General features: G+C 68.7%; 15 protein-coding genes and 1 riboswitch. Of the genes, 11 read left to right on the top strand and 4 right to left on the bottom strand.

Going from position 1 to position 23,028, the window contains the following annotated elements; all coding sequences use genetic code 11:
• The first annotated feature begins 407 nt into the window (after positions 1–407).
• On the top strand, positions 408–1,778 hold the full coding sequence (locus tag QLQ86_RS11065) for a selenium-binding protein SBP56-related protein (protein ID WP_282816963.1): 1,371 nt from the start codon (positions 408–410) through the stop codon (positions 1,776–1,778).
• Positions 1,779–1,857: 79 nt separating this feature from the next.
• Here QLQ86_RS11065 and QLQ86_RS11060 read toward each other — a convergent pair whose 3' ends face one another.
• Together QLQ86_RS11060 and QLQ86_RS11055 are read right to left on the bottom strand one after the other, a co-directional pair.
• Complete coding sequence (locus QLQ86_RS11060; RefSeq protein ID WP_282816962.1) at positions 1,858–2,874, bottom strand: GlxA family transcriptional regulator; 1,017 nt, start codon at positions 2,872–2,874, stop codon at positions 1,858–1,860.
• A 72-nt stretch (positions 2,875–2,946) separates the two neighbouring features.
• A complete protein-coding gene (locus QLQ86_RS11055; RefSeq protein ID WP_282816961.1) occupies positions 2,947–3,897 on the bottom strand; it encodes a LysR family transcriptional regulator in 951 nt (316 codons plus the stop codon).
• Positions 3,898–4,152: 255 nt separating this feature from the next.
• Between QLQ86_RS11055 and QLQ86_RS11050 the strand changes: the two genes are divergently transcribed.
• The 8 genes from QLQ86_RS11050 (at position 4,153) to arcC (ending at position 17,042) form a co-directional block, all read left to right on the top strand.
• Positions 4,153–5,652 (top strand): CoA-acylating methylmalonate-semialdehyde dehydrogenase, encoded by a 1,500-nt coding sequence (locus tag QLQ86_RS11050; protein WP_282816960.1) that lies wholly within the window; start codon positions 4,153–4,155, stop codon positions 5,650–5,652.
• 239 nt (positions 5,653–5,891) lie between these two features.
• Positions 5,892–9,011: a DUF3427 domain-containing protein gene (locus QLQ86_RS11045; protein ID WP_282816959.1), complete on the top strand. Its 3,120-nt coding sequence runs from the start codon at positions 5,892–5,894 to the stop codon at positions 9,009–9,011.
• Between the two features lie 116 nt (positions 9,012–9,127).
• Entirely contained in the window at positions 9,128–9,715 is a 588-nt protein-coding gene (locus tag QLQ86_RS11040; protein WP_282735201.1) for a peroxidase-related enzyme, read from the top strand.
• A gap of 65 nt (positions 9,716–9,780) precedes the next feature.
• Positions 9,781–9,900: riboswitch (TPP riboswitch) on the top strand.
• The gene (locus QLQ86_RS11035) at positions 9,890–11,278 is read left to right on the top strand and encodes an SLC5/6 family protein (protein WP_282816958.1); all 1,389 of its coding nucleotides are present in this window, start codon (positions 9,890–9,892) and stop codon (positions 11,276–11,278) included. (Overlaps the previous riboswitch by 11 nt.)
• A 68-nt stretch (positions 11,279–11,346) precedes the next feature.
• On the top strand, positions 11,347–12,921 hold the full coding sequence (locus QLQ86_RS11030) for a hypothetical protein (protein ID WP_282816957.1): 1,575 nt from the start codon (positions 11,347–11,349) through the stop codon (positions 12,919–12,921).
• 48 nt (positions 12,922–12,969) lie between these two features.
• Entirely contained in the window at positions 12,970–14,658 is a 1,689-nt protein-coding gene (ilvD, locus tag QLQ86_RS11025; protein ID WP_282816956.1) for a dihydroxy-acid dehydratase, read from the top strand.
• Between the two features lie 141 nt (positions 14,659–14,799).
• Positions 14,800–16,053, top strand: coding sequence for an arginine deiminase (locus QLQ86_RS11020; RefSeq protein ID WP_282816955.1), 1,254 nt, complete (start codon positions 14,800–14,802; stop codon positions 16,051–16,053).
• Between the two features lie 77 nt (positions 16,054–16,130).
• The gene (arcC, locus tag QLQ86_RS11015; RefSeq protein ID WP_282816954.1) at positions 16,131–17,042 is read left to right on the top strand and encodes a carbamate kinase; all 912 of its coding nucleotides are present in this window, start codon (positions 16,131–16,133) and stop codon (positions 17,040–17,042) included.
• A gap of 159 nt (positions 17,043–17,201) precedes the next feature.
• On the opposite strand, the gene senA is transcribed toward arcC, so the two are convergent.
• Positions 17,202–18,563: a selenoneine synthase SenA gene (gene senA / locus QLQ86_RS11010; protein WP_282816953.1), complete on the bottom strand. Its 1,362-nt coding sequence runs from the start codon at positions 18,561–18,563 to the stop codon at positions 17,202–17,204.
• A gap of 23 nt (positions 18,564–18,586) precedes the next feature.
• Here senA and senB point away from each other — a divergent pair, with 23 nt between their 5' ends.
• On the top strand, positions 18,587–19,582 hold the full coding sequence (senB, locus tag QLQ86_RS11005; protein ID WP_282816952.1) for a selenoneine biosynthesis selenosugar synthase SenB: 996 nt from the start codon (positions 18,587–18,589) through the stop codon (positions 19,580–19,582).
• Positions 19,583–19,627: 45 nt separating this feature from the next.
• Here the strand turns inward: senB and selD are convergent, their stop codons facing one another.
• Positions 19,628–21,922: a selenide, water dikinase SelD gene (gene selD / locus QLQ86_RS11000; protein WP_282816951.1), complete on the bottom strand. Its 2,295-nt coding sequence runs from the start codon at positions 21,920–21,922 to the stop codon at positions 19,628–19,630.
• Between the two features lie 137 nt (positions 21,923–22,059).
• Here selD and egtD point away from each other — a divergent pair, with 137 nt between their 5' ends.
• Positions 22,060–23,022 (top strand): L-histidine N(alpha)-methyltransferase, encoded by a 963-nt coding sequence (gene egtD / locus QLQ86_RS10995; RefSeq protein WP_282816950.1) that lies wholly within the window; start codon positions 22,060–22,062, stop codon positions 23,020–23,022.
• Positions 23,023–23,028: the final 6 nt, after the last annotated feature.

The following is a 23,028-nucleotide window of genomic DNA, read 5'->3' as shown; positions in this document are numbered from 1 at the left end:
TGTATAGACGATGGCAGTCCTGCGGGACAATGAGCCGGTCAACCATTGGTCTGCCGGCGGCCTGACGGCCGGGACTCCTTGCCCTGTGACTTCAACTTACGCCCCGGCGGTCCATAAGCTCAATGTGACATTGCCGACCATGTCGATAGCGAATCTTTATCGTGCCACCCATGCCCGGGCTGTTTCGCCTGACAATGGCACTCGGGCCAGGCCGGTGGGCACCAGCAGGCCGCACGGGTTCGCCCTTCGGCAAGCCGCCGAAAGCTCGAGCCGGAAGCCTCCGTTCGTGCGGGCTGGCACAAATGCCCCGGACCTGGCATATCCCCCTCTCCTGTTTGGTTCCCCGGCGCGCGATGCTGATCCTGACGCAACGGCAGTACGGGAAAACCTGAAGAGGAGGAGGCGAGATGAAGACGAAGACGCCATGGCAGGAACGGACAGTCGACCAGGCCCCTGGGATGCGCCTGCCCCCGTCGGGCTCGGGGAGGGCATCGCTGGCCGCCAGCATCGCCCTGGTCCTGGCGAGCGGTCCCACCCTGGCAGCGGACGCTGCCGAGGCGGGTGACGATGCACCACGCGAGCGGTTCCTCTACGTGGTCGCCACCAATGGCGACGACGAGGCGCGCCCGGACATGCTCGCCATCGTCGGTGCCGACCCCGAGAAGCCGGATCGCTACGGCGAGATCCTGGCCACCCGGATGCTCCCCGAGGCAGGCGACAACGTCCATCACTGGGGCTACTCGCTGGACCAGCAGCGGCTGCTCATCCCGGGGCTTTTCTCCGACCGCTTCTACGTGTTCGATATCGCCGAGGACCCGTTGAAGCCCGAGCGTATCCACCAGGAGGATGGCCTGCGTGAGGAGAGCGGCTATATTGCCCCGCACACGGTGAGCCCGCTGACCGGCGGGGTCGCGCTGGTCTCGATGCTCGGCGCGGATACCTCCAGCACCGGCCCCGGCGGCCTGGTGCTGATCGACGACGAGACGGCCGAGTTCGTTCGCCACTTCGGCCCGGGGCCCGACCGGGCGCCGAACCAGGGCGGCCCCGAGTACATGTATGACATCGCCCTCAAGGAAGGGCTCAATCGTATGGTCACCACCACCTGGGGCTATCCGGGAGACGTGCTGCAGCCCCCCTATTCACCGAATGGCGACACGGTCAGCGTCTGGGACGTGGAGAAGGAGGAGGTGATCCAGGTCGTGAACCTGGGCGAGGACACTGGCGCCACGGAGGCGGACTGGTTTCATGCGCCTGACTCGCGCTACGGCTATACCGTGGGCACTTCCGGAGGCGCCTGGCTGTGGGAGGACGAGGACGGCAACGGCCGGCTGGACTTCCACCGGGTGCTGAGCGATCTCGCACTGCCCTGCGACATGACGCTCTCGCCCGACGACCGCTACCTCTACATCGCCAACTGGTTCGGTGACAACGTGCAGCAGTACGACATCCGTGAGCCCTACCAGCCGGAGCTGGTCGGGGAGGCCGAGGTGCCTCACCCGTGCATGATGCGCCTGAGCCCCGACGGCGAGCGGCTCTACGTCACCAACGCGGTGCTGAGTACGCTGGATGCGGATCCCGAGTTTGGCCCCCGCAACGACGCCTACGGCATCTACCTGCTCGAGGTGGACACCGCCGGGGGCGGGCTGTCGCACGTGACCGGGGATGGCAGCGCCTGGGCGGACTTCTCGCGCGTGCAGACCCAGGACGCTACCCGGCCCATGGGCCCGCACATGATGCTGTTCGATCCCGGGATCGCGATCGAGGCCGGGCATCACTGAATCCGGCCACTCCGCCCGGAGGGTGCGAGGCGCGGGCCCGGCGCCTCCCACTCTCCGTTCCCCGGGCCCTGCCGGTTGATCATGGTTCGCCTGGTACGCTGAACTTGCGCCGGTGGGCGCCGGGGGTGACCCCGACCCGGCGCTTGAACAGGCGGCGGAAGAAGGTCGGATCCTCGTAACCCACGCTCCAGGCGATCTCGTCGATCGGTTGTCGGGTCCGCTCGAGCAGGCGCTTCGCCTCGTCTACACGCATGGCCTGGACGTAGTGGATCGGCGTATAGCCGGTCGCCTTCAGGAAGCGGCGCTTGAAGCTGCGCTCCGAGGTGTCGCTGCAGGCGGCCATCCGTTCTACCGGTGAGTGGCATGCCAGGTGTCGGGCAATCCAGTGCTGGGCATGCTCGACCGCCGCATCACCATGGTCGAGGCGCGGGATGAAGACGGCATGGGCCTCCATGCTGTCGCCATGCAGGTCGAAGGCGAAGAACCTGGCCACGGCCTGAGCCACTGCCGTGCCCAGGTGGCATGCGATGAGGTAGAGCGCCAGGTCATGCCAGGACGAGGAAGCACCCGACATCACGATCTCGTGGCGCTCGCCCTCGACGATCAACGCCTTGTCCAGCTGCAGGGTGACGTGCGGGAAGTGGCGGCGGAAGGTGTCGGCATAGGCCCAGTGCGTGGTGGCAGTGCGACCGTCCAGCAGGCCCGTCTCGGCCAGCAGCAGGGAACCGGAGCAGGCCGAGCAGAGCTCAGCCCCGGCCTCGTGCATGGCAAGCAGCCAGCCCACCAGCTCCGGGTGCCGCCCGGTGTGCCATTCGCCGTCGGTGACCATCAGCGAGGGCAGCAGCACCAGGTCGGTGTGCGTCACGTCACGCAGGGGCCGCGGCGATGCCAGGGCCACACCGCCGCTCAGGACCCGGGGCGCATGTCCCGGCGCCACGATGTCCACGCAGAAGGGCGGATGCCGGGGCAGGGCCTCGTCGAACCAGCCCAGGGCCTTGAAGCAGCCGAAGACATCGAGCAGGCCGGCCAGGGTGCCGAGGATGATGTCCGGTGCGGCGACCAGGCTGACATGCTTGGTTGAAGAGGACGCGTCCATATCGAAAACGTGGCAGTTTCGCCCCCGTTTCGCCACTGCCCGGCGCGTGTTCCGACGCCTGGAGGCGTGGCCTCAGTAGGGGCCGACCTCGGGGACCACCATCGTCTTCGCTTCGCCCATCAGGAAGGCGCGATTGGTCTCCAGCGCCTCGCGCAGGAAGTCCCACAGCAGGCGTACCCGGGCCAGGCGGCGCTGCTCCTGGCGGGCGGTGATCCAGAACTGGCGGTCGATCGCCACCTCGTCCGCCAGCACGTTCACCAGCGACGCCGAGGCGCTGGCCATGAAGCAGGGCAGCACGGCGAGGCCCGCCCCGTGCAGGCAGGCGGCGTGCTGGGTGGTGACGCTGGTGCTGCGCATGGCGAAGTGCGGCCCGGGGTGGCCCACCACGGCGGGGTCGAGCAGCGGCTCCAGGTAGCTGAGCTGCTCGCTGAAGATCAGGTCGTCGACGTAGCCCACCAGGCGGTGCTTGCCCAGCTCGGCGAGGCGCTGCGGCCTGCCGTGGCGGGCCAGGTAGCCCTCGCTGCCGTAGAGGCGCAGCCGGTAGTCGCAGAGCCGCGAGATCACCAGGCCCGGGCTCACCGGGCGCTCCACGGTGATGGCCAGGTCCGCCTCATGGCGGCTCAGGTTGACCACCCGGGGCAGGGCGAGCAGGTCCAGGGTGACACCCGGATGGCGCTCGCAGAAGGCCGAGAGCAGCGGGGCGATCACCCAGGTGCCGAAGCCCTCGGTCACCCCCAGGCGGATCTGGCCGCTGATCTGGTGGTTCTTGTCGGTGAGGCTCTCGCCGGCCTCGAAGGCGTGGCGGGCCATCTCCTCGGCATGGGCGAGCAGCTGCTGGCCGGCCTCGGTGAGGTGGTAGCCGTGGGTGCTGCGCTCGAACAGCTGGGTGTTGAGCGCCTGCTCGAAGCGCCGGGTGCGCCGCGACAGGGTGGAGTGGTCGAGCCCCAGCCGGCGCGCGGCGTCGGTGAGCCGCTCGCTGCGCGCCACCTCGAGGAAGATCTGGATGTCCTGCCAGTCGAGCATGGAGGCCCTCGTTGGTCGCGGGTCGTGCCCGGGTTCTTGTGACCGGTTGTTGTGCATAGGTGCACAAACAATGTGCCCGAGTGCCCGTTGTCACGCCATCCGACGTCTGTATAGACTCGATGTCACCACGTTTCGTGTATACATACACACAAAGTCTAATGCCCCGGCCCGCCAGCGCGGCGCCGCACGATGGCCGACCACAACGACAAGCCAGGTCGCGGTCGGGGCAGGAACAGCCCAGAGGAGCATGCCACCATGTCCGTTCGCGAGATTCCCATGTACATCGACGGCCAGCCCGTCCAGTCCCAGAGCCAGGAGTGGCGCGACGTGGTCAACCCGGCCACCCAGGAAGTGGTGGCCCGGGTGCCGTTCTGCACCGCCGAGGAGGTAGAGACGGCCGTGGCCAGCGCCAAGGAGGCCTTCAAGACCTGGCGCAAGGTGCCGCTGGCCAAGCGCATGCGCATCATGCTCAAGCTGCAGGCGCTGATCCGCGACAACACCGACGAGCTGGCCGCGCTGATCACCGAGGAGCACGGCAAGACCCTGCCCGACGCCGCCGGCGAGGTGGGCCGCGGCCTCGAGGTGGTGGAGCACGCCTGCTCGATCACCAGCCTCCAGCTGGGTGAGCTGGCCGAGAACGCCGCCAGCGAGGTGGACGTCTACACCCTCAACCAGCCGCTGGGCGTGGGCGCCGGCATCACCGCCTTCAACTTCCCGATCATGCTGCCCTGCTTCATGTTCCCGCTGGCCATCGCCACCGGCAACACCTTCGTGCTCAAGCCCTCCGAGCAGGACCCGAGCTCCACCATGCGCCTGGTCGAGCTGGCCCACGAGGCGGGCATCCCGGCCGGGGTGCTCAACGTGGTCCACGGCGGCCCGGACGTGGCCAACCAGATCGCCGACCATAGCGACATCAAGGCGCTCTCCTTCATCGGCTCCACCCACGTGGGCTCGCTGCTCTACAACCGCGCCGCGGCCGCCGGCAAGCGCATGCAGTCGATGATGGGCGCCAAGAACCACTGCGTGATCATGCCCGACGCCAACCGCAGCCAGGCGATCAACAACCTGCTGGGTTCCGCCTATGGTGCCGCCGGTCAGCGCTGCATGGCCAACTCCGTGGTGGTGCTGGTGGGCGAGGCCCGCGCGTGGCTGGACGACATCGTCGAGGGCACCCGCAGCATGAAGGTGGGCCCCGGCACCCAGACCGACGCCGACCTCGGCCCGCTGGTCTCCCCCCAGGCCAAGGAGCGCGTGGAGCGGCTGATCACCGCCGGCGAGAAGGAGGGCGCGAAGCTGCTGGTGGACGGCCGCGGCTGCCAGGTGGAGGGCTACCCGAACGGCAACTTCGTCGGCCCGACCCTGTTCGCCGACGTGACTCCCGAGATGACCATCTATCGCGAGGAGGTCTTCGGCCCGGTGCTCTGCGTGGTGAGCGTCGACACCCTGGATGAGGCGATCGCCTTCATCAACGCCAACCCCAACGGCAACGGCACTTCCATCTTCACCAACTCCGGCTGGGTGGCGCGCCGCTTCGAGACCGACATCGACGTCGGCCAGGTGGGCATCAACGTGCCGATTCCGGTGCCGGTGGCCTACTTCAGCTTCACCGGCTCTCGCGGCTCCAAGCTCGGTGACCTGGGCCCCAACGGCAAGCAGGCCATCGCCTTCTGGACCCAGACCAAGACCGTGACCGCGCGCTGGTTCGAGCCGGAGAACGTCTCCAGCGGCATCAACAGCACCATCTCGCTGAGCTGATCCCGGCCCGCTGCGAGGCTGTCGGCGGCCCCGTCTCGAGAGAGGCGGGGCCGTACTTTTTTGTGGGAGCGCAATTTATTGCGCGATAGCAGTGATCTGAGCCGGTTATGACTACCTCTCAGCCTGTGGGCACTCGGGTTTCCGGCGGTTCGACGCCTCGACGAATGATGTTGCAGGCGCCCAGCGCCTGTCGGTTACTGCTACCCTGGACGGCATCGACAGGGCAGGGAAGATACACCATGGAACGGTTACCGGAAGGGCTCTACGAGCGGCTGCTCGATGAAGAACTAATGGCGCAGTTGGAAGCGCACCCAGAGCTTAAGCCGGTGCTTCGCTCTCTCGATGATGAGACCGCGCCCCATGCCTACTCCCAGTTTGTCGGCCAACTGCTTCACCGTGCTCTACGGATCGTGGACGCCCAGCAGCGGCTTCCTCTCCTGAACCGCATTATAGAGCTGGTGTCAGCCACCGACGGCCTCGACTATCTGACTCGCAAACGGCTGCTCAGCGCCGACAAGCCGATTCTTACTGAGATCGGGCATAGCCGCGAGCCGTTACCCCGCCCGAATACCCCGCTTTCTACGAGTGCACTACTCACCGGCTTGGGACATGACCCGCCATTGGAGCATGAGCTGCGGGCCGAGATGGCGACGGCAGATAGCGTCGATGTCCTGATCTCGTTCATTAAGTGGTCCGGTCTGCGGCTTTTGATGCCCGCCTTCGAGCGCTTGGCCGAGAGAGGCGTGCCAGTTCGCCTGATCTCCACCAGCTATATGGGCGCGAGCGACCCTACGGCATTGGAGTGGCTGACCCAACAGCCCAATGTCAGCGTGCGCGTCTCCTACGATACCGGTGGTACCCGCCTTCACGCCAAGGCCTACCATTTCTGGCGGAATAGTGGCTTTTCCACCGCCTATATTGGCTCGGCGAACATGTCCCACTCGGCAATGACCCAAGGTCTGGAATGGACCGTCAAGGTCACCGCTCAGGACATGTCACATATCCTCGAACGTTTCGAGGCGGAGTTCTCGGCCTATTGGGAGAGCGATGAGTTCGAGCCCTACACTCAGGCGGACTTTATCCGCTTTCGACAAGCGATCGCGGCGCACAAGGATCGTGACCGCCGAGGGATGACCTTCTTCGCCGAGATTACGCCGCGGCCGTTCCAACTACGAATCCTGGAAGCGATCGATGCCGCGCGTCAGCGCGGTTCCTACCGCAATTTGGTCGTGGCGGCCACCGGTACCGGAAAGACCGTGATCTCATCACTGGACTATCGACGGATCTGTGAGCGCGAGGGTCGTCAGGTACCGCTGCTGTTCGTCGCCCATCGCAAGGAGATCTTGGAGCAGGCCCAGGCCTGCTACCGCACCGTGCTTCGTGATCAGAACTTCGGCGAACTCTGGGTGGGCGGGCATTCGCCGACGGAGCACCGTCACCTGTTTGCCTCGGTGCAAACGCTGAATGGACAACGGCCTTGGGAATCCCTTGGAACAGACCACTTTCACTATGTGGTGATTGATGAGGCGCATCATGAGACTGCTAGCAGCTATCGGGCGCTACTCGAGGAGCTAAAACCTGCCGTGTTGCTGGGGCTGACGGCCACGCCCGAGCGCATGGACGGCACCAGTATTCTTCCGGATTTCGATGGCGACTTCGCCGCGGAAATTCGCCTGCCCGAGGCGCTTGAAGAAAAGCTGCTGTGTCCCTTCCACTACTTCGGGGTCAGCGATAGCGTAGACCTCAGCGACGACAGCCTGTGGCGCAATGGACGCTATGATGCCCGCCAGATTGAGAATCTACTGACCGGCGATGATTTTCGTGCTCGACAACGGGTGGATACCGTCCGACAGGCACTTGAGCGTTACCAGCCTGACCTGACCGGCGTGCGGGCGGTGGGATTCTGTGTCGGGGTGCGCCATGCCGAGTATATGGCTGAGTGCTTCAACAGGTTGGGCGATGACTATCGGGCCGCCGTTCTAGTCGGTGACACTCCGGCAGAGATTCGCGCTGAGCGGCTTCGTGAGTTCCGCGAGGGCAGCTTACCGTTTCTGTTTACTGTCGATGTGCTAAGTGAAGGGGTGGATGTTCCGGATATCAACTTGGTGATGTTTCTACGCCCCACCGAGAGCCTGACGGTATTTCTGCAGCAGCTGGGGCGCGGACTGCGTCACGCGCCAGGTAAGGAGTGTCTGACTGTCTTGGACTTTGTGGGCCAAACTCACCGGCGTTATCGGTTGGATACCAAGTTCACTGCATTGCTTTCCGGCCAGCGGCAGCGACTTGACCGAGAGGTAGAGGCCGAGTTCCCCAGCCTGCCCCCTGGCTGCAGTATTCAGCTTGAACGGGTCGCTCGGGAGCGAGTTCTAAGCAAGATTCGCGCGGTGCTCAGTGACTTAAATCAGTTTATCCCCGAGACCCTGCGCACTTGGCCGGAGGAAGTAGGGCAGCCACTGACGTTTGGGCGTTTCCTGGAGGTGACGGGACTGTCACCGGTACAGGTGCTGTCGCGCAGGAGTTGGTCGGAGTGGAAGGCGATAGCCGACCGCAACCCACTCCCTGCCGACCCGGACCTCGATCAGGCCCGCAAGGCGCTACCGCGTATCGCTTTGCGTAGCGATCCAGTGCTCTTGAGAGCCCTCGAGGACATTGGCGGTCAAGACGGGACGGTTCAGGAGGCGTTGGGTCGCTACGACGTGGCTCAGCAAACGGCGTTGCACTATCTGCTGTGGGCCCGGAAGGGCGGGCTGGTCGGCGTGGATAGTCTCGAGCAGTCGCTGCAGAAGTGGCGCGCTAACCCCAGTGTGGCGGCCGATGCCGTGGAGATTGCCGCCTGGCGGCGTGGCCATCTGCGAGTACCGCTGCAACCCCTGAATGATTTGCCGTTCGACTGCGGGCTACTACTGCATGGTGTTTATGGCACCGCCGAAATTAAGGCGGCTCTGGGATTGGCCAGCCTTGAGAAACCGGGCGCCACCGGGGTGGGCGTCATCCACGCCAAGGACATTCGTGCCTATATCCACTTGGTCACCTTCCAGAAGGACGAGGGAGACTTCTCTCCTACCACGCGTTATCGCGACTATCCCATCAGCCGAAGACTGTTGCACTGGGAGAGCCAGTCAACCGTCACTCAGGAGAGCCCGACGGGGCAGAACTATCTCCATTTCGAAGAGCGTGGCTATACGATCCTCTTCTTCGCTCGCCTGACCAAGCGGATCGAGGGAGAGACGGCACCGTTTATCTTCTTGGGACCGGCCAAGGCGCTGAAAGGCTATCAAGGAGATCGTCCCATCGCCATGACCTGGGAACTGGAGTATCCGATGCCCGCGGAGCTATTCGAGGATGCGAGGCCGGCATAGCGACAGGGTAGCCAAAGCGGAATACCGGAGGAGGTTCGACCTTTGCCGGCATGTTGACGTTGACGTTAACTGATAACTTGGTGGCATTGCCAACAACCACAACGCCTGGAGCCTCCATGTCCGCGCCGATCAGCCGCTTCTCCGTCCCCGAATCGATCCACGACCTGCCCGATGATGTCCGCGATGCCATGCTGACGGTACAGGAGAAAGCCGGCTTCGTGCCCAATGTTTTCCTGATGCTGGCTCACCGACCGGCCGAGTTTCGCGCCTTCTTCGCCTACCACGATGCCCTGATGGAGCGCGAGTCCGACACGCTCACCAAGGCGGAGAAGGAGATGATCGTGGTGGCCACCAGCGCCCGCAACCGCTGCCTCTACTGCGTGGTGGCCCACGGCGCCCTGGTGCGGATCTACAGCAAGGACCCGCTGCTCGCCGACCAGGTGGCGATCAATCATCGCACCGCGCCGATCAGCGAGCGCCATCGCACTATGCTGGACTTCGCCCTCTACTGCGGCCTGGAGGTGGGAGAGCTCACCGACGAGTGGGAGGCCCGCCTGAAAACGGCCGGGTTCACCCACGATGATATCTGGGACATCGGCGCCATCGCCGCCTTCTTCGGCCTCTCCAACCGTCTGGTCACCCTGACCGGCACACCTCCGAACGAGGAGTTCTACCTGATGGGGAGGGTGCCGCGGGAGAAGTGATGAATACCGCCAGTTAGGTTAGGATTGACTTTGACCTACCAAGTGGTAGGTCCCACAATCCATTCACTTGTCGCCAGGGGAGTCTCGACGCCGAGAGTGTCGGCCGGGGCTGAGAGAGCGCATGGCGCTGACCCTGGAACCTGATCCGGTTCATACCGGCGGAGGAAGTGCGACATGCCCTACCTGACGTCTGCCGTGCTCGGCGCGGCGCTGCTCTGCTTTGCCTTCCTGGGCCTCAGGGCCCGCCGGGCCGATGGCCCCCTCGACGACTATGTTACCGCGCGCAACTCCCAGGGGGCCCAGTCGCTGGGCCTCTCCTTCCTGGCCTCCGGGATGGGGGCCTGGATCCTCTTCGCGCCCCCCGAGATCGGGGCCTTCGTCGGCCCGATGGCGCTGGCCGGCTATGCCATCGGCTCGGCGCTGCCGTTCATCGTGCTCGGGCTCTACGGCCCGGCGATCCGCCGCCACCTGCCCGAGGGGCGCAGCATCGGCGAGTTCGCCGAGGCCTGCTATGGCGTCGGGGTGCGGCGCTGGGTGTCGCTGGTCTCAGTCCTCTACATGGCCTGCTTCCTGGCCGCGGAGTTGACGGCCATCGGTGCCATCACCGCACTGCTCTCCGACGTGCCGCCGGCGCTGGTGGTGATCGGCGTGGCGGTCTCCACGCTGCTCTACACGGCGGTGGGCGGCCTGCGGGCGAGCCTCGCCACCGACCGCTGGCAGGCCTGGCTGCTGATCGCGCTGCTGGCCCTGGTCGGTGGCGTGGCGCTGATGCGCCTGCCCGAGATGCCGGTGGACGCCGCGCTGCCGTCGATCCCCGCCGGCAGCGCGCTCGCCGTGGCGCTGACCCTGGTGATCGCGGTGACCGCGGCCAACCTCTTCCACCAGGGCTACTGGCAGCGGGTGTGGGCGGCGCGCGACGATCGCGCCCTGGGCCGCGGGGCCTGGCTGGGCGGCGGCGTCACCGTGCTGGTGGTGATGGCGGTGGGCGGCCTCGGCATGCTGGCCGCCATGGCCGGCGTGGCGCTGGGCGAGCCGCCGATCCCCTTCTTCGCGCTGCTCGCGGAGGCGCCGGGCTGGCTGGCCCTGCCGGCGCTGGTGCTGGCGGTCACCCTGGTCGCCTCCAGCGTGGATACCCTTCAGAACGGCCTCGCCTCGCTGGTGGTGGCGGGCTCCGGTCGGCGCGGGCTCTCCATCGGCGCGGCACGGATGGTCACGGTGGCGCTGATGGTGCCGGTGGTGGTCGTGGCGCTGCAGGGGCTCTCGGTGCTGCGGCTGTTCCTGATCGCCGACCTGCTCTGTGCGGCTATCGTGGTGCCGGTGCTGCTGGGGCTCTGGTCGCGGATGAGCGCCACGGCCGCGGTGGCCGGCGGCGTGGCGGGCATGCTCGGCGCCATCCTGCCGGGCTGGGTCGCCCAGGGCAGCCCCGCGGCGGGCGTGCTGGCGGCGAGTTTCCCCGGCAGCATCCCGACCCTGCCGCCGTTCCTGGGCGCGCTTCTCGCCTCCACCCTGGTCAGCCTGCTGATCGCGTGGCTCCGGCCGGCGGGGAAGGCGCGTCCGGCTTGAGACGTTGCCAGTTCGGCGGAGGGCGGCCACGCTGAGGGGGTCCATCCGTGTTCGCGAGGAATCGCGCCATGCAGGTCTGCTCACCGGTGCGCCCCGGGGTGCTTCTCCTGCTCGGGCTGCTGGCGGGCTGTGCTGCCAGTCCCGACTGGCGCTCGGATGTTGTCGACCGCGACCCGCGGGACGCCCGCTGCCTGGAGCGGCTGGCCGCCTTCGATGCGGCGGTGGCAGAGGCCGGGGTGACCGATGCCGGGGCGGCCCGGGTGGCCGGCTTCCCCTACCTGCGTACCGACCGTCTGCTCGCGAGCCTGGGTGACGAACTGGACACCGACGCGGCCTTCGCCGACTGGGTGACCCGGATGCGCGGGCTGGATGCCGAGGCGCGCGCCATCGAGGCCGCTAACCTGCCGGCTGCCGGACGGGACCCACTCCCGACCGGCGCCGAGCCGACCGAGGCCGTCCATGCCTGCGCAGAGCGCCTGATGCAGCGTGAGCTGCTGGCCGGGGTGGGAAGCGGGCCGGCCCGCGAGCGGTTGCGGGCGGCGGTCGAGGCTCCCGACCACTACCGGACCTGGCGCCGGGCGCTGGGGCTCTATCCCCTGACCCGCCTCGGCCTGGCCATCGGCTACAACCGCTGGAAGGCAGGCCACCTGGACACCTTCGAGGCCTCCTTCGCGACGATGCCGGCCGAGGCTCCCCTGGTCCGCTATGCGCCGCCCAGCGGCCAGCCTCGGGATGCCGACGCCGCCGCTCGGTGGCTTCGCGAGGCGCCGCGCAGCCCGCTCGGCTTCGTCGAGCTCGAGCGCGAGGCGCTGCTGCGCCTGGCGGCGTACCATGCCCCGGTGTTTCTCGTCGAGACCCGGAGTCACGACGACCGTTTCGGCGCCCCTTACTGGTTCGCCGGCCCCGAAGGACCGCTACCGCGGGTGGACACCACCCGTCCGGTGGCCGACGTGCGGCTGAGCCATACCCGCTTCGAGGGCGAGCTGTTGCCGCAGCTGGTCTATACCCTGTGGTTCCCGGCTCGCTCCAGGCAGGGCGCGCTGGACCTGCTCGGCGGGCGCCTCGACGGCCTGGTGTGGCGGGTCACCCTCGACGAGCGGGGGCGGCCGTTGATCCACGACAGCATCCATCCCTGTGGCTGCTACCACCTCTTCTTTCCCGTGCCGCCCCTCGAGCGTGTCGAGGTGGCCGCGGACGCGGACCTGCGCGAGGCGCCGCTGACGCCCAGCGAGGCACCACGCCTGGTGGCGGGACAGCGGCTGGCGGTGCGCCTCGCCGCGGTCAGCCATTATGTGGAGAACCTCGGCCTTGCGGATTCCCACATCGGCGTGGCCGAGACGCGCCGCTACGCGCTCAAGGCGGCGTCGGCGCCACCCGACCATGGCCGGCGCTCCCTGGCGCTGCCCGGTGGCGGACGCCGCAGCCTCTATGGCCCCGATGGCCTGGTGCCGCATACCGAGCGCCTCGAGCGCTTCCTGCTGTGGCCATCGGGCATCCTGAGCCCCGGCGCCATGCGTCAGTGGGGGACCCATGCCACGGTTTTCGTCGGCCGGCGCCACTTCGACGACCCCCGGCTGTTCGAGGCAGCCTTCGAGCGGCCGGCCTCCGCTCTCGCAGCGACACGCCAAGATGCCGTACCCTGACGACCACCCTCGGGGGGAACCCCCGACACCGCAAGAGGACGCCCGACCATGAGTGACACACCTGACGATCGCCGCCGCCGCCATTCCGCCGAGGTAGTGGACGGGGTCGGCAAGTCCGCCAGCCGCGCCATGCTGCGAGCGGTGGGCTTCACCGACGAGGACTTCGCCAAGCCCCAGGTGGGCATCGCCTCCACCTGGAGCAACCTCACGCCCTGCAACAGCCATATCGACGAGCTGGCCCGCCGGGCCAGCGACGGGGCCGACGGGGCCGGCGGCAAGGGGGTGATCTTCAACACCATCACCATCTCCGATGGCATCGCCAACGGCACCGAGGGCATGAAGTACTCGCTGGTGTCGCGGGAGGTGATCGCCGACTCCATCGAGACGGTGGCCGGCTGCGAGGGCTTCGACGGCCTGGTGGCCATCGGCGGCTGCGACAAGAACATGCCGGGCTGCCTGATGGGGCTGGCGCGGCTCGACCGGCCGAGCGTCTTCGTCTACGGCGGGACCATCCTGCCGGGCACCGGGCATACCGACATCGTCTCGGTGTTCGAGGCCATGGGCGCCTACAGCCGCGGCGACATGGACCTGATCGAGGTGAAGCAGATCGAGGAGACGGCCATCCCCGGCCCCGGCTCCTGCGGCGGCATGTACACCGCCAACACCATGGCCTCGGCCATCGAGGCGCTGGGCATGAGCCTGCCCGGCAGCTCGGCGCAGAATGCGGTGTCACGCGAGAAACGCGCCGACTGCGAGGCAGCCGGCGCGGCGGTGCTCGAGCTGCTCGAGCGCGACATCAAGCCCTCCGACATCATGACCCGCCAGGCCTTCGAGAACGCCATCACCGTGGTGATCGCCCTGGGTGGTTCCACCAACGCGGTGCTGCACCTGATCGCCATGGCCAGCACCATCGGGGTGGAGCTGTCGCTCGCCGACTTCACCGAGATCGGCCGGCGCGTGCCGGTGGTCGCCGACCTGCGCCCCAGCGGCCGCTACATGATGAGCGAGCTGGTGGCGATCGGCGGCATCCAGCCGCTGATGAAGACCCTGCTCGACGCCGGCCTGCTCAACGGCGATTGCCTGACGGTGACCGGTCGCACGCTGGCCGAGAACCTGGCCGATGTCGCCCCCTATCCCGATGACCAGCAGATCATCGCCCCGCTGGACCGCCCGGTGAAGGCCGAGAGCCACCTGCGCATCCTGCACGGCAACCTGGCGCCGGAAGGGGCGGTGGCCAAGATCACCGGCAAGGAGGGCACGCGCTTCTCCGGCTCGGCGCGGGTGTTCGGCTCCGAGGAGGAGGCCCAGGCACGCATCAACGACGGCACCGTGGTGGCCGGCGACGTGGTGGTGATCCGCTACGAGGGGCCCAGGGGCGGGCCCGGCATGCGCGAGATGCTCACCCCGACCTCGGCAATCATGGGCCGGGGGCTGGGCAGCGAGGTGGCGCTGATCACCGACGGGCGCTTCTCCGGCGGCAGCCACGGCTTCGTGGTGGGCCACGTGACGCCCGAGGCCTTCGACGGCGGCCCCCTGGCGCTGGTGGAGGATGGCGACCTGATCACCATCGACGCCGAGGTCGACACCATCGACGTCGACCTCTCCGACGAGGAACTGATCCGCCGCCGCGCCGCCTGGCGCCAGCCGGCGCCGCGCTACACGCGCGGGGTGCTGTCGAAGTACGCGCGCACGGTGAGCTCGGCCTCCACCGGGGCGGTGACCGACCTGCCGGAGTAGCCGGCAACCGCCTTCCCCCGCCTCCCGGCCGGCTGCCTGTATCGCCCGGCCGACGGGAGACGACCTGCTCCGCGGGCAAGTCATGCCTCCCCGCGGAGTCCCGTCCATCAGCGTGGTCATCCGCCCCGGTGACTCGCTGCTTTGCCCGGTGGCAAGGAGCTTCGTCATGTCTGCCCCGCCCTTGGCGTGCATTCCGAGACCGGCACCCTGAGGCAGGTGATCGTCTGCCGTCCCGGCCTGGCCCATCGGCGGCTGACGCCCTCCAACTGCGATGCCCTGCTGTTCGACGACGTCTTCTGGGTCAAGCAGGCCCAGAAGGATCATGACGTCTTTGCCGGAGTGATGCGGGCCAGGGGCGTGGAGGTGCTCGACGTCAATGACCTGCTGGCCGAGACCCTCGATATCAAGGAAGCCCGCGCCTGGGTGCTGGACCACCGGATCACCTGGAACCACATCGGGGTGGGCATGGTGTCGGAGCTGCGCGCCTGGCTAGACGAGCTGCCGAGCGAGGCCCTGGCCGGGTTCCTGATCGGCGGGCTGGGGGTGAGGGACCTGCCGTTCGAGCCGGTGGGGCTGTTCGGCAACCATCTGGGGCATTCCGGTTTCGTGCTGCCGCCCCTGCCCAACTTCCTGTTCACCCGCGACTGCAGCGCCTGGATTCATGGCGGCGTCACCCTCAATCCCATGCACTGGGCCGCCCGCCAGCCCGAAACCCTGGTGATGGCGGCCATCTATCGCTTTCACCCGGCCTTCGCCGGCCGGGTGAAGGTGCACTGGGGGGATCCCCTGGCCGACCACGGCCTCGCCACCCTCGAGGGCGGTGACATCATGCCGGTGGGGAACGGCACGGTCCTGGTGGGCATGGGCGAGCGCTCCTCGCCCCAGGCCATCGGCCAGCTGGCGAAGGCACTGTTCGACGATGACAGCGTGACCCGGGTAGTGGCCTGCCAGCTCCCGAGGTCCCGCTCGGCCATGCACCTGGATACCGTCTTCACCTTCTGTGGCGGCAACGTGGTGACCGCCTTCAAGGAGGTCGCTGAGGCGGTGGTCTGCTATGACCTGCGCCCCGGCGAGGGTGACAGGCCCCTGGCGTTCCAGCGGGACCCGCGCCACCTGTTCGATCTGGTCGCAGACGTCCTGGGCTATCCGGCGCTGGAGGTGGTCCCCACCGGCGGCGACAGCCCGGAAGAACGGGAGCGCGAGCAGTGGAACGACGGCAACAACGTGCTGGCGTTGAGCCCCGGTGTCGTCGTCGGCTATGACCGCAACGATGACACCAATGCGGCGCTGGAGGCGGCGGGTATCGAGGTGCTGGCCATCCCCGGCGCCGAGCTGGGCCGAGGCCGCGGCGGCGGGCGCTGCATGAGCTGCCCGACCCGACGTGATCCTGTCTGACAGGGGAGGGGAAGCATCATGGCATACGCTCTCGAGAGCCTTCAGCAGGATCCTCGTCGCGACCCGGGGAGGCTGACATGCTGGTAGTGGCGGCGTTGGGCGGCAATGCCCTCCTGAAGCGCGGGGAGCCGCTGACGGCAGCGGTGCAGCGGACGAACGTGCAGGTGGCGGTCCGCGCACTGGCCGACATCGTGCGTGCCGGGCACCGCCTGGTGATCACCCATGGCAACGGCCCCCAGGTGGGCCTGCTGGCGCTGCAGGCTGCCGCCTACCAGCCGGATGAGGCCTATCCGCTGGACCTGCTGGGGGCCGAGACGGAGGGCATGATCGGCTACATGATCGAGCAGGAGCTGGAGAACGCGCTCGACCATGATCGGCCGGTGGCCACCCTGCTGACCCAGGTGGTGGTGGATCCCCGGGATCCCGCCTTTGCCGCCCCCACCAAGTTCGTCGGGCCGATCTACGAACGGGCCGAGGCCGAGCGTCGGGCGTCGGCGGCCGGCTGGCGCATCGCACAGGACGGTGACAAGTGGCGTCGGGTCGTCCCCTCGCCGAGGCCGCTGGAGATTCCAGACCTGCGGGTATTGCAGCTGCTGCTCGCCCAGGGCGTGGTGGTGGTGTGCACCGGGGGCGGCGGGATACCGGTCCTGCGCCGGGACGATGGCAGCCTGATCGGCGTGGAGGCGGTGATCGACAAGGACGCCGCCAGCGCGCTGCTGGCTCGCCAGCTTGGCGCGGATGCCCTGCTGCTGCTGACCGATGTGGACGGGGTGTACCGGGATTACGGGACCGATGCCGCGGCACCGGTTCACGAACTGACGGTTGCCCAGGCCCGCGAGATGGACCTGCCTGCCGGTTCCATGGGGCCGAAGCTGGCGGCCGCCTGTGACTTTGCCGAAACCGGCGGTATCAGCGGCATCGGCCGGCTGGTCGATGCCGTCGCCATACTCGAGGGAAGGGCGGGCACGCGGGTGTCGGCCGACGCCTAGGACGCGATGCTGACGCAGCAGGAAGCTTGTTCGGGCGGTGGGTCGTACCCATGCCGCTCACCAGGAACGGCAGAATGTCTTCGCCATGCGGGATGTCATCATCGGCTTCGAGGCGCTGCGCAACACGCCACGCAGGAGCTGAACCCTGAAGCGCGCCGCTCAACGGGCGCAGGTGCGAAAGCCGGCCAGGGTGTCGTGGCGGTCCGGGGTGAAGAAGTTGCGGTAGCTGTTATGGGCCAGCCGCGAGCGGGTGGCCCAGGCGCCGCCGCGCAGCACGTAGCGCCCCTCCCGGAACCAGGGGGCCGAGTAGTCGCGGTAGAGCTCGGGCTCGAAACCCGGGAAGGGGGCGAAGGGCGAGGCCGTCCACTCCCAGACGTTGCCCAGCATCTGGCGACAGCCGAAGGCGCTGTCGCCCTCGGGCAGCGCCGCCACGTCAAGCCGGCCCAGGCGCCAGCCGTCCAGGTTGGCGCGGTCGGCAGCCGGCGGCGCGTCGCCCCAGGGGAAGCGTCGCTTGCCGGGGGCGAGCGAGCCCCCGTCCGGGGAGGGCGAACGGCTCGCGGCGACCTCCCATTCCGCCTCGCTCGGCAGGCGCCGGCCGGCCCAGCGGCACCAGGCCTCGGCCTCGTGCCAGCTGACGTGCACGACCGGCTGGTGGGGAGCCAGCGGCACCCAGCGGTCGAAGCACCGCTCCTCCCAGTGGCCATTGGCGTCACGGCGCCAGTAGATCGGCCCCTGCAGCGCCTGGTGCTCGCGCCACTGCCAGCCGGCCTCGCTCCACAGCTCGCGGCGCGCGTAGCCGCCGTCCTCGACGAACGCGGCGAACTCGCCATTGGTGACCGGCGCCCGGGCGATCGAGAAGGGCGCCACCTCGACCTCCAGGGGCGGCTTCTCGTTGTCGAAGCGGAAGGGCACGGCCTCGTCGGAGCCCAGCCGGTGGCGCCCGCCGGGGATGACGACGTCGCCGGGCAGCCCGCCGGCGGGGCCTTCTTCCGGGTGCTCTTCCGGAGCCTGGCCAGGAACGGGCGTGCCCAGGTCCGGGGCCGGGTCGCCGAGGGTCTGGCGGGTATAGAGGAAGGCCTCGCCGTGCATGTCCTCGTGCAGGGTGGTGAGCTGGTATACATAGCTCTGGGCGGCGCTGGCCTCGCCATCGGGCAGGCGCTCGAGCATCGCCTGCTGCACCCGCGACAGGTAATCCAGGGTCTGCTCGCGGGAGGGCAGCGGTAGCGCCCAACGGTCGTCGTGGGCGATGCTGCTGGAGTCGAACAGCCGGTCGGCGCCGGCGAGCTGGTAGTCGGGCAGGCCATGGAGGCCGCGCAGGGCGAAATGGTCGTGGAAGAAGCCCAGGTGGCCGAGCTCCCAGAGCGGCGGGTTGACGATTGCCAGGCGCGGGCCCAGCTCGCGGGCCTCGAGGGTATCGCGCATCAGTGCCAGGCTGCGCGTGCGGGCATCGACGAGCATCTCCGCCAGCTCATCGGCGCCCCGGGGTGGCGTCGGCGGTATGCCGAGTGTTGTGGATGGCATCTCGACCTCTTCAAGGAGACGGCATGGGATTGAAGGTAGCCCTGATCACCCCGGCGGGTCGAGGGTCACGCGCCGGCAACCGGGCCACGGCGACCCGCTGGGCGGGCCTGCTGCGAGCGCTGGGCTGCCGGGTGCGGGTCGCCGGTTCGGAGGAGGACACGGGCCGGTGGCACATCGCCGGCAAGCCGCCCGAGCTGGTGATGGCGCTGCACGCCTGGCGCAGCCATGCGGCCATCCTCGCCTGTCGCGAGGCCTTCCCGGGCTGCCCGCTGGTGGTGGTGCTGACGGGCACGGACGTCTATCGCTTCCAGCACAGCCATCCCGAGGCGTTCCAGGAGAGCCTGGCCGCCGCGGATGTCCTGGTTGGCCTGCATGACTGCCTGGCCGAGGACCTTCCCTCGCGTTTCCTGTCACGGTTGCAGGTCGTCCACCAGTCGGCACTCCCCCTGCCGCCGCGTGCCCCGCCGCCGGGCCGCCGGCACCTGGATGTGTTGGTGGCCGGCCACCTGCGCGAGGAGAAGGACCCGCTGCGTGCTGCCCTGGCGATGCGCGAGCTGCCGGCGGCGTCGCGCCTGAGGGTCATCCAGCTGGGCGGCGCCCTGGAGGATGCCTGGGCAAGGGCGGCGCGTGACGAGATGGCGGACAACCCCCGCTACCGCTGGCTGGGTAACCAGCCCCGCTGGCGGGTGCGCCAGTGGATGGCGAGGGCCCGGCTGATGGTGATCAGCTCGCGCATGGAAGGGGGCGCCAACGTGGTCAGCGAGGCCTGCGTGGCCGGCCTGCCGGTGGTGGCCTCCGACATCCCGGGCAACCGCGGCCTGCTGGGCGACGACTATGCCGGCTATTTCCCGGTGACCGATACCGCGGCGCTGCGCGACCTGCTGCGCCGCGCCGAGGTGGAGCCGGCCTTCGTCGACCGGCTGCGCCGCCAGGTGTTGTCGCGTGCGCCGCTGTTCCGGCCCGAGGCCGAGCGCGAGGGGCTGGCGCGGGTCATCGCCGCCTGTGGCCTGACCGCCTGATACCCTTTCTCCTTCGGCGCCCTCTCGGCACTCTAACGTCGGCCCTCAGCCCGTCAGGCGGATGGGCTCCAGCGCCTCGCCGGGTTCGAGGACCCGGCCGATGACGCTGGCCCGGGCATAGCCCAGCCCGCGCAGGGCTTCCAGGCAGGCCTCGGCGCGCTCGGCGGGCACGCTGGCCAGCAGGCCGCCGGCGGTCTGGGGGTCGAAGAGCAGCGGGTAGCGAGGGTGCTCGACCCAGTCGGCCTGGTCGCGGATGGCCCGGCGCAGGCGCACGTTGGCGGGCTGCAGGGAGCTCAGGATGCCGGCGGCGACGGTCTCCTCCGCGCCCTCGAGCAGCGGCAGGGCCGCCAGGTCGAGCTCGGCATCCACGCCCGAGGGGCGGGTCATCTCGACCAGGTGACCCAGCAGGCCGAAGCCGGTGAGATCGGTGCAGGCGGTGGCGCCATGTTCGCGCAGGCAGCTTGCCGCCTGCCGGCTGGACTGGCACATGCTCGCCAGGGCGGCATCGATCCAGCGCCCGCGGGCGCCGAGTCGGGCATGGGCGGCGAACAGGGTGCCGGTGCCGATGGGCTTGGTGAGGATCAGCGCCTGGCCGGGTCGCAGGCCGCCTTTCGTCAGGGCACTGTCACCGCCGGCATCGATCAGGCCATTGACGGCAAACCCCAGCGCCAGCTCGCTGCCCTCGCCGGTATGTCCGCCGACCAGGGCGCAGCCGGCCTCGTTGAGCACCTCCACGGCGCCGCGCATCATCTGATAGACGGTGTCCTCCACCTTGGCCTCGAGCCCCTGGGGCACCGTGGCCACGGCGGTGGCGGTCTGCGCCTCGGCGCCCATGGCGAAGATGTCGCCCAGGGCGTGGTTGGCGGCGACCTTGCCGAACACATAGGGGTCGTCGATGAAGGCGCGGAAGAAGTCGATGGTATGCACCATGTCCTTGCCCGGCGGTACCCGCACCACGGCGGCGTCGTCCGGGGCATGCAGGCCGACCCGCACCTCCTCGCGCACCACCGGCTCGAGGGTCGAGAGGGCCCGGGAGAGCACCGAGGCGCCCACCTTGGCCCCGCAGCCGCCGCAGCGCATGGCGATGGCCGAGATCGCCTGGCTGCGCTCCTCCTCGTCCAGCACCACCCGGCTGGCCCGGGGGGCGGACCTGCCGTTCTCGTCCATGGGCGGCAGGTCGTTGAAGCGGGCCATGAAGCGCCGGTCGATGCCGTCCTTCCAGCGCCACACCCAATCGCCGGCGAGGCAGAGCCCGCCCCGCGAGGCCACGGCGTGGCGGTCGCCGGTGCTGATCAGGGCCAGCCATCTCGCCTGGGGGTGGTAGGGCCTCAGGGGGCGGCCGATCACGGCGGCGCGCAGGTTGTCGGCCAGCGGTCGGCCCTGGCGCACGGCGAAGACCCCGGCCTTCTCGCGGGGATGGTTGACCTGGGTGGCGATGTCGCCGGCGGCGAAGATGCGCGGGTCCGACGGCGAGCGCAGGGTGTCGTCGACCTCGATGAAGCCGTCGTCGTCGAGGGCCAGCCGTGTGTCGCGCAGCCAGGCGGCGCCGCCGGCGTTGGTCACCCAGACGATCTCGTCGGCGGGGTGCCAGGTGCCGTCGGCGGCCTGCAGGCGGCCCGTCTCGACGCCAACGACCTCGGTGGCGGTGTGCACCTCGACGCCGCGGCGGGCCAGGGTGTCGCGGAACTGCGCCCGTACCCGGGCATTGTGGGTCGGCAGGATCTGCTCGCCGCGGGTGAAGAGCGCGAAGGAGAGCTCGGCCGGGTCGCGCCCCCGGGCGGCCAGTTCCCTGCCCAGCCGGTACTGCATGGCCAGCAGCAGTTCGACGCCGCCGGCGCCGCCGCCGACCACCGCCACGCGGGTCCGGCCAGCGTGCGCCTCGATGCGACGGAGCAGCGTCTGCCAGCGGTCGTTGAACTGGTGGATCGGCTTGACCGGGACGGCATGCTCGCCGGCGCCGCTGACCGCCTCCACGCGCGGCGTCGAGCCGATATTGATCGACATCCAGTCATAGGGCACCGGGGGGCGCGAGCGGCAGAGCACGGTCCGGGCAGCGTGGTCGATGCCGATCACCTCGTCGCTGAAGAAGCGTGCCCCGGCATATTCCGCCAGTCGGCGCAGGTCGATATGCACGTCGTCGTAGGTGTAATGCCCGGCGACGTAGCCCGGCAGCATGCCCGAGTAGGGGGTGTGGGTGTCACGGCAGATCAGGGTGAGCCTGACGCCCGGTTCGGGCTTCATGGCGAAGCGCTTCAGCACGCCCACGTGGGTGTGTCCGCCGCCGACCAGGACGATATCCCGTAACGCTTGTAACCCCTGGGGCTGCTGCGGTTGCTGCATGGTCAGGCTCGCTCTAGATTGGTGAGACATCGGCGTTGCCGCCTCAGTCTAAAGGTAAAACGATGGTACGACGCCATCGCGATGGCCGCGTGTTGTCGTCTCCTGCCACCCGAACCTTTTGCCCGGGAGGGACCTCGATGACCACTGCCGTGCAGTTCCATGACCAGCATCTCGACGAGGCGGGGCCCTCGTTTCGCGAGGAGGTGATCATCGGGCTTGGCCGCTCGCCCAGGGCCCTGTCGCCCAAGTATTTCTATGACGAGCGGGGCTCGCGGCTGTTCGAGTCGATCTGCGAGCAGCCCGAGTATTACCTGACCCGCACCGAGGAGGGCATCCTCTCTGCGGTCGCCGACGAGATCGCCGCGCTGGTCGGGCCGGAATCGCTGATGGTCGAGCTGGGCAGCGGCGCCAGTCGCAAGGTCAGGCTGCTGCTCGAGGCGATGCGTCCCCGCCGCTACCTGGGCATGGACATCTCGCGCGACTTCCTGCTGCAGAGTACCCGTCGCCTGGCGGCGGACTACCCCTGGCTGGAGGTGCATGCCGCCTGGGGGGATTTCTCACGCCGCCTCGAGCTGCCCCCGGGCGTCGAGGGCCGCCGGGTGGTGGCGTTCTTTCCCGGTTCGAGCATCGGCAACTTCACGCCGCGTGAGGCCGAGGCCTTCCTGGCCCGCCTGCGTCAGGCGATGCCGCCGGGCAGCGGGGTGCTGATCGGCGTTGACCTGGTCAAGGACCACGACATCCTGGAGGCGGCCTACAACGATGCCGCGGGTGTCACGGCCGACTTCAACCTGAACCTGCTGGAGCGCATGCGCCGCGAGTTGGGTGCCGCGGTCGAGGTGGATGCCTTCCGGCACCGGGCCTTCTTCAATGCGCCGGCATCGCGCATCGAGATGCACCTGGTAAGCCGGCGGCAGCAGGCCATCACCCTCGACGGACAGCACTTCGCCTTCGAGGAAGGCGAGACGCTGCATACCGAGAATTCCTGCAAGTACAGCGTGGCGGGGTTCCAGGCCCTGGCGGCGCGTGCCGGTTACCGGTCACGCGCCGTCTGGTGTGATGACGAGGCGCTGTTCAGCGTGCACTACCTCTCGAGCGACTAGCCGCTC

The sequence above is a fragment of the Halomonas rhizosphaerae genome, from assembly GCF_030012485.1.
GTDB lineage: Bacteria > Pseudomonadota > Gammaproteobacteria > Pseudomonadales > Halomonadaceae > Halomonas > Halomonas rhizosphaerae.
Note: the sequence above shows the minus strand (reverse complement) of the source record. Positions and strands in the feature narration are given on the sequence as shown.

Coding starts and splice junctions, on each gene's coding strand:
- arcC (WP_282816954.1), top strand. CDS start 16,131: ATGCTGGTAGTGGCGGCGTTGGGCGGCAATGCCCTCCTGAAGCGCGGG.
- QLQ86_RS11060 (WP_282816962.1), bottom strand. CDS start 2,874: ATGGACGCGTCCTCTTCAACCAAGCATGTCAGCCTGGTCGCCGCACCG.
- QLQ86_RS11065 (WP_282816963.1), top strand. CDS start 408: ATGAAGACGAAGACGCCATGGCAGGAACGGACAGTCGACCAGGCCCCT.
- ilvD (WP_282816956.1), top strand. CDS start 12,970: ATGAGTGACACACCTGACGATCGCCGCCGCCGCCATTCCGCCGAGGTA.
- QLQ86_RS11055 (WP_282816961.1), bottom strand. CDS start 3,897: ATGCTCGACTGGCAGGACATCCAGATCTTCCTCGAGGTGGCGCGCAGC.
- senA (WP_282816953.1), bottom strand. CDS start 18,563: ATGCCATCCACAACACTCGGCATACCGCCGACGCCACCCCGGGGCGCC.
- senB (WP_282816952.1), top strand. CDS start 18,587: ATGGGATTGAAGGTAGCCCTGATCACCCCGGCGGGTCGAGGGTCACGC.
- egtD (WP_282816950.1), top strand. CDS start 22,060: ATGACCACTGCCGTGCAGTTCCATGACCAGCATCTCGACGAGGCGGGG.
- QLQ86_RS11050 (WP_282816960.1), top strand. CDS start 4,153: ATGTCCGTTCGCGAGATTCCCATGTACATCGACGGCCAGCCCGTCCAG.
- QLQ86_RS11030 (WP_282816957.1), top strand. CDS start 11,347: ATGCAGGTCTGCTCACCGGTGCGCCCCGGGGTGCTTCTCCTGCTCGGG.
- QLQ86_RS11035 (WP_282816958.1), top strand. CDS start 9,890: ATGCCCTACCTGACGTCTGCCGTGCTCGGCGCGGCGCTGCTCTGCTTT.
- QLQ86_RS11040 (WP_282735201.1), top strand. CDS start 9,128: ATGTCCGCGCCGATCAGCCGCTTCTCCGTCCCCGAATCGATCCACGAC.
- selD (WP_282816951.1), bottom strand. CDS start 21,922: ATGCAGCAACCGCAGCAGCCCCAGGGGTTACAAGCGTTACGGGATATC.
- QLQ86_RS11045 (WP_282816959.1), top strand. CDS start 5,892: ATGGAACGGTTACCGGAAGGGCTCTACGAGCGGCTGCTCGATGAAGAA.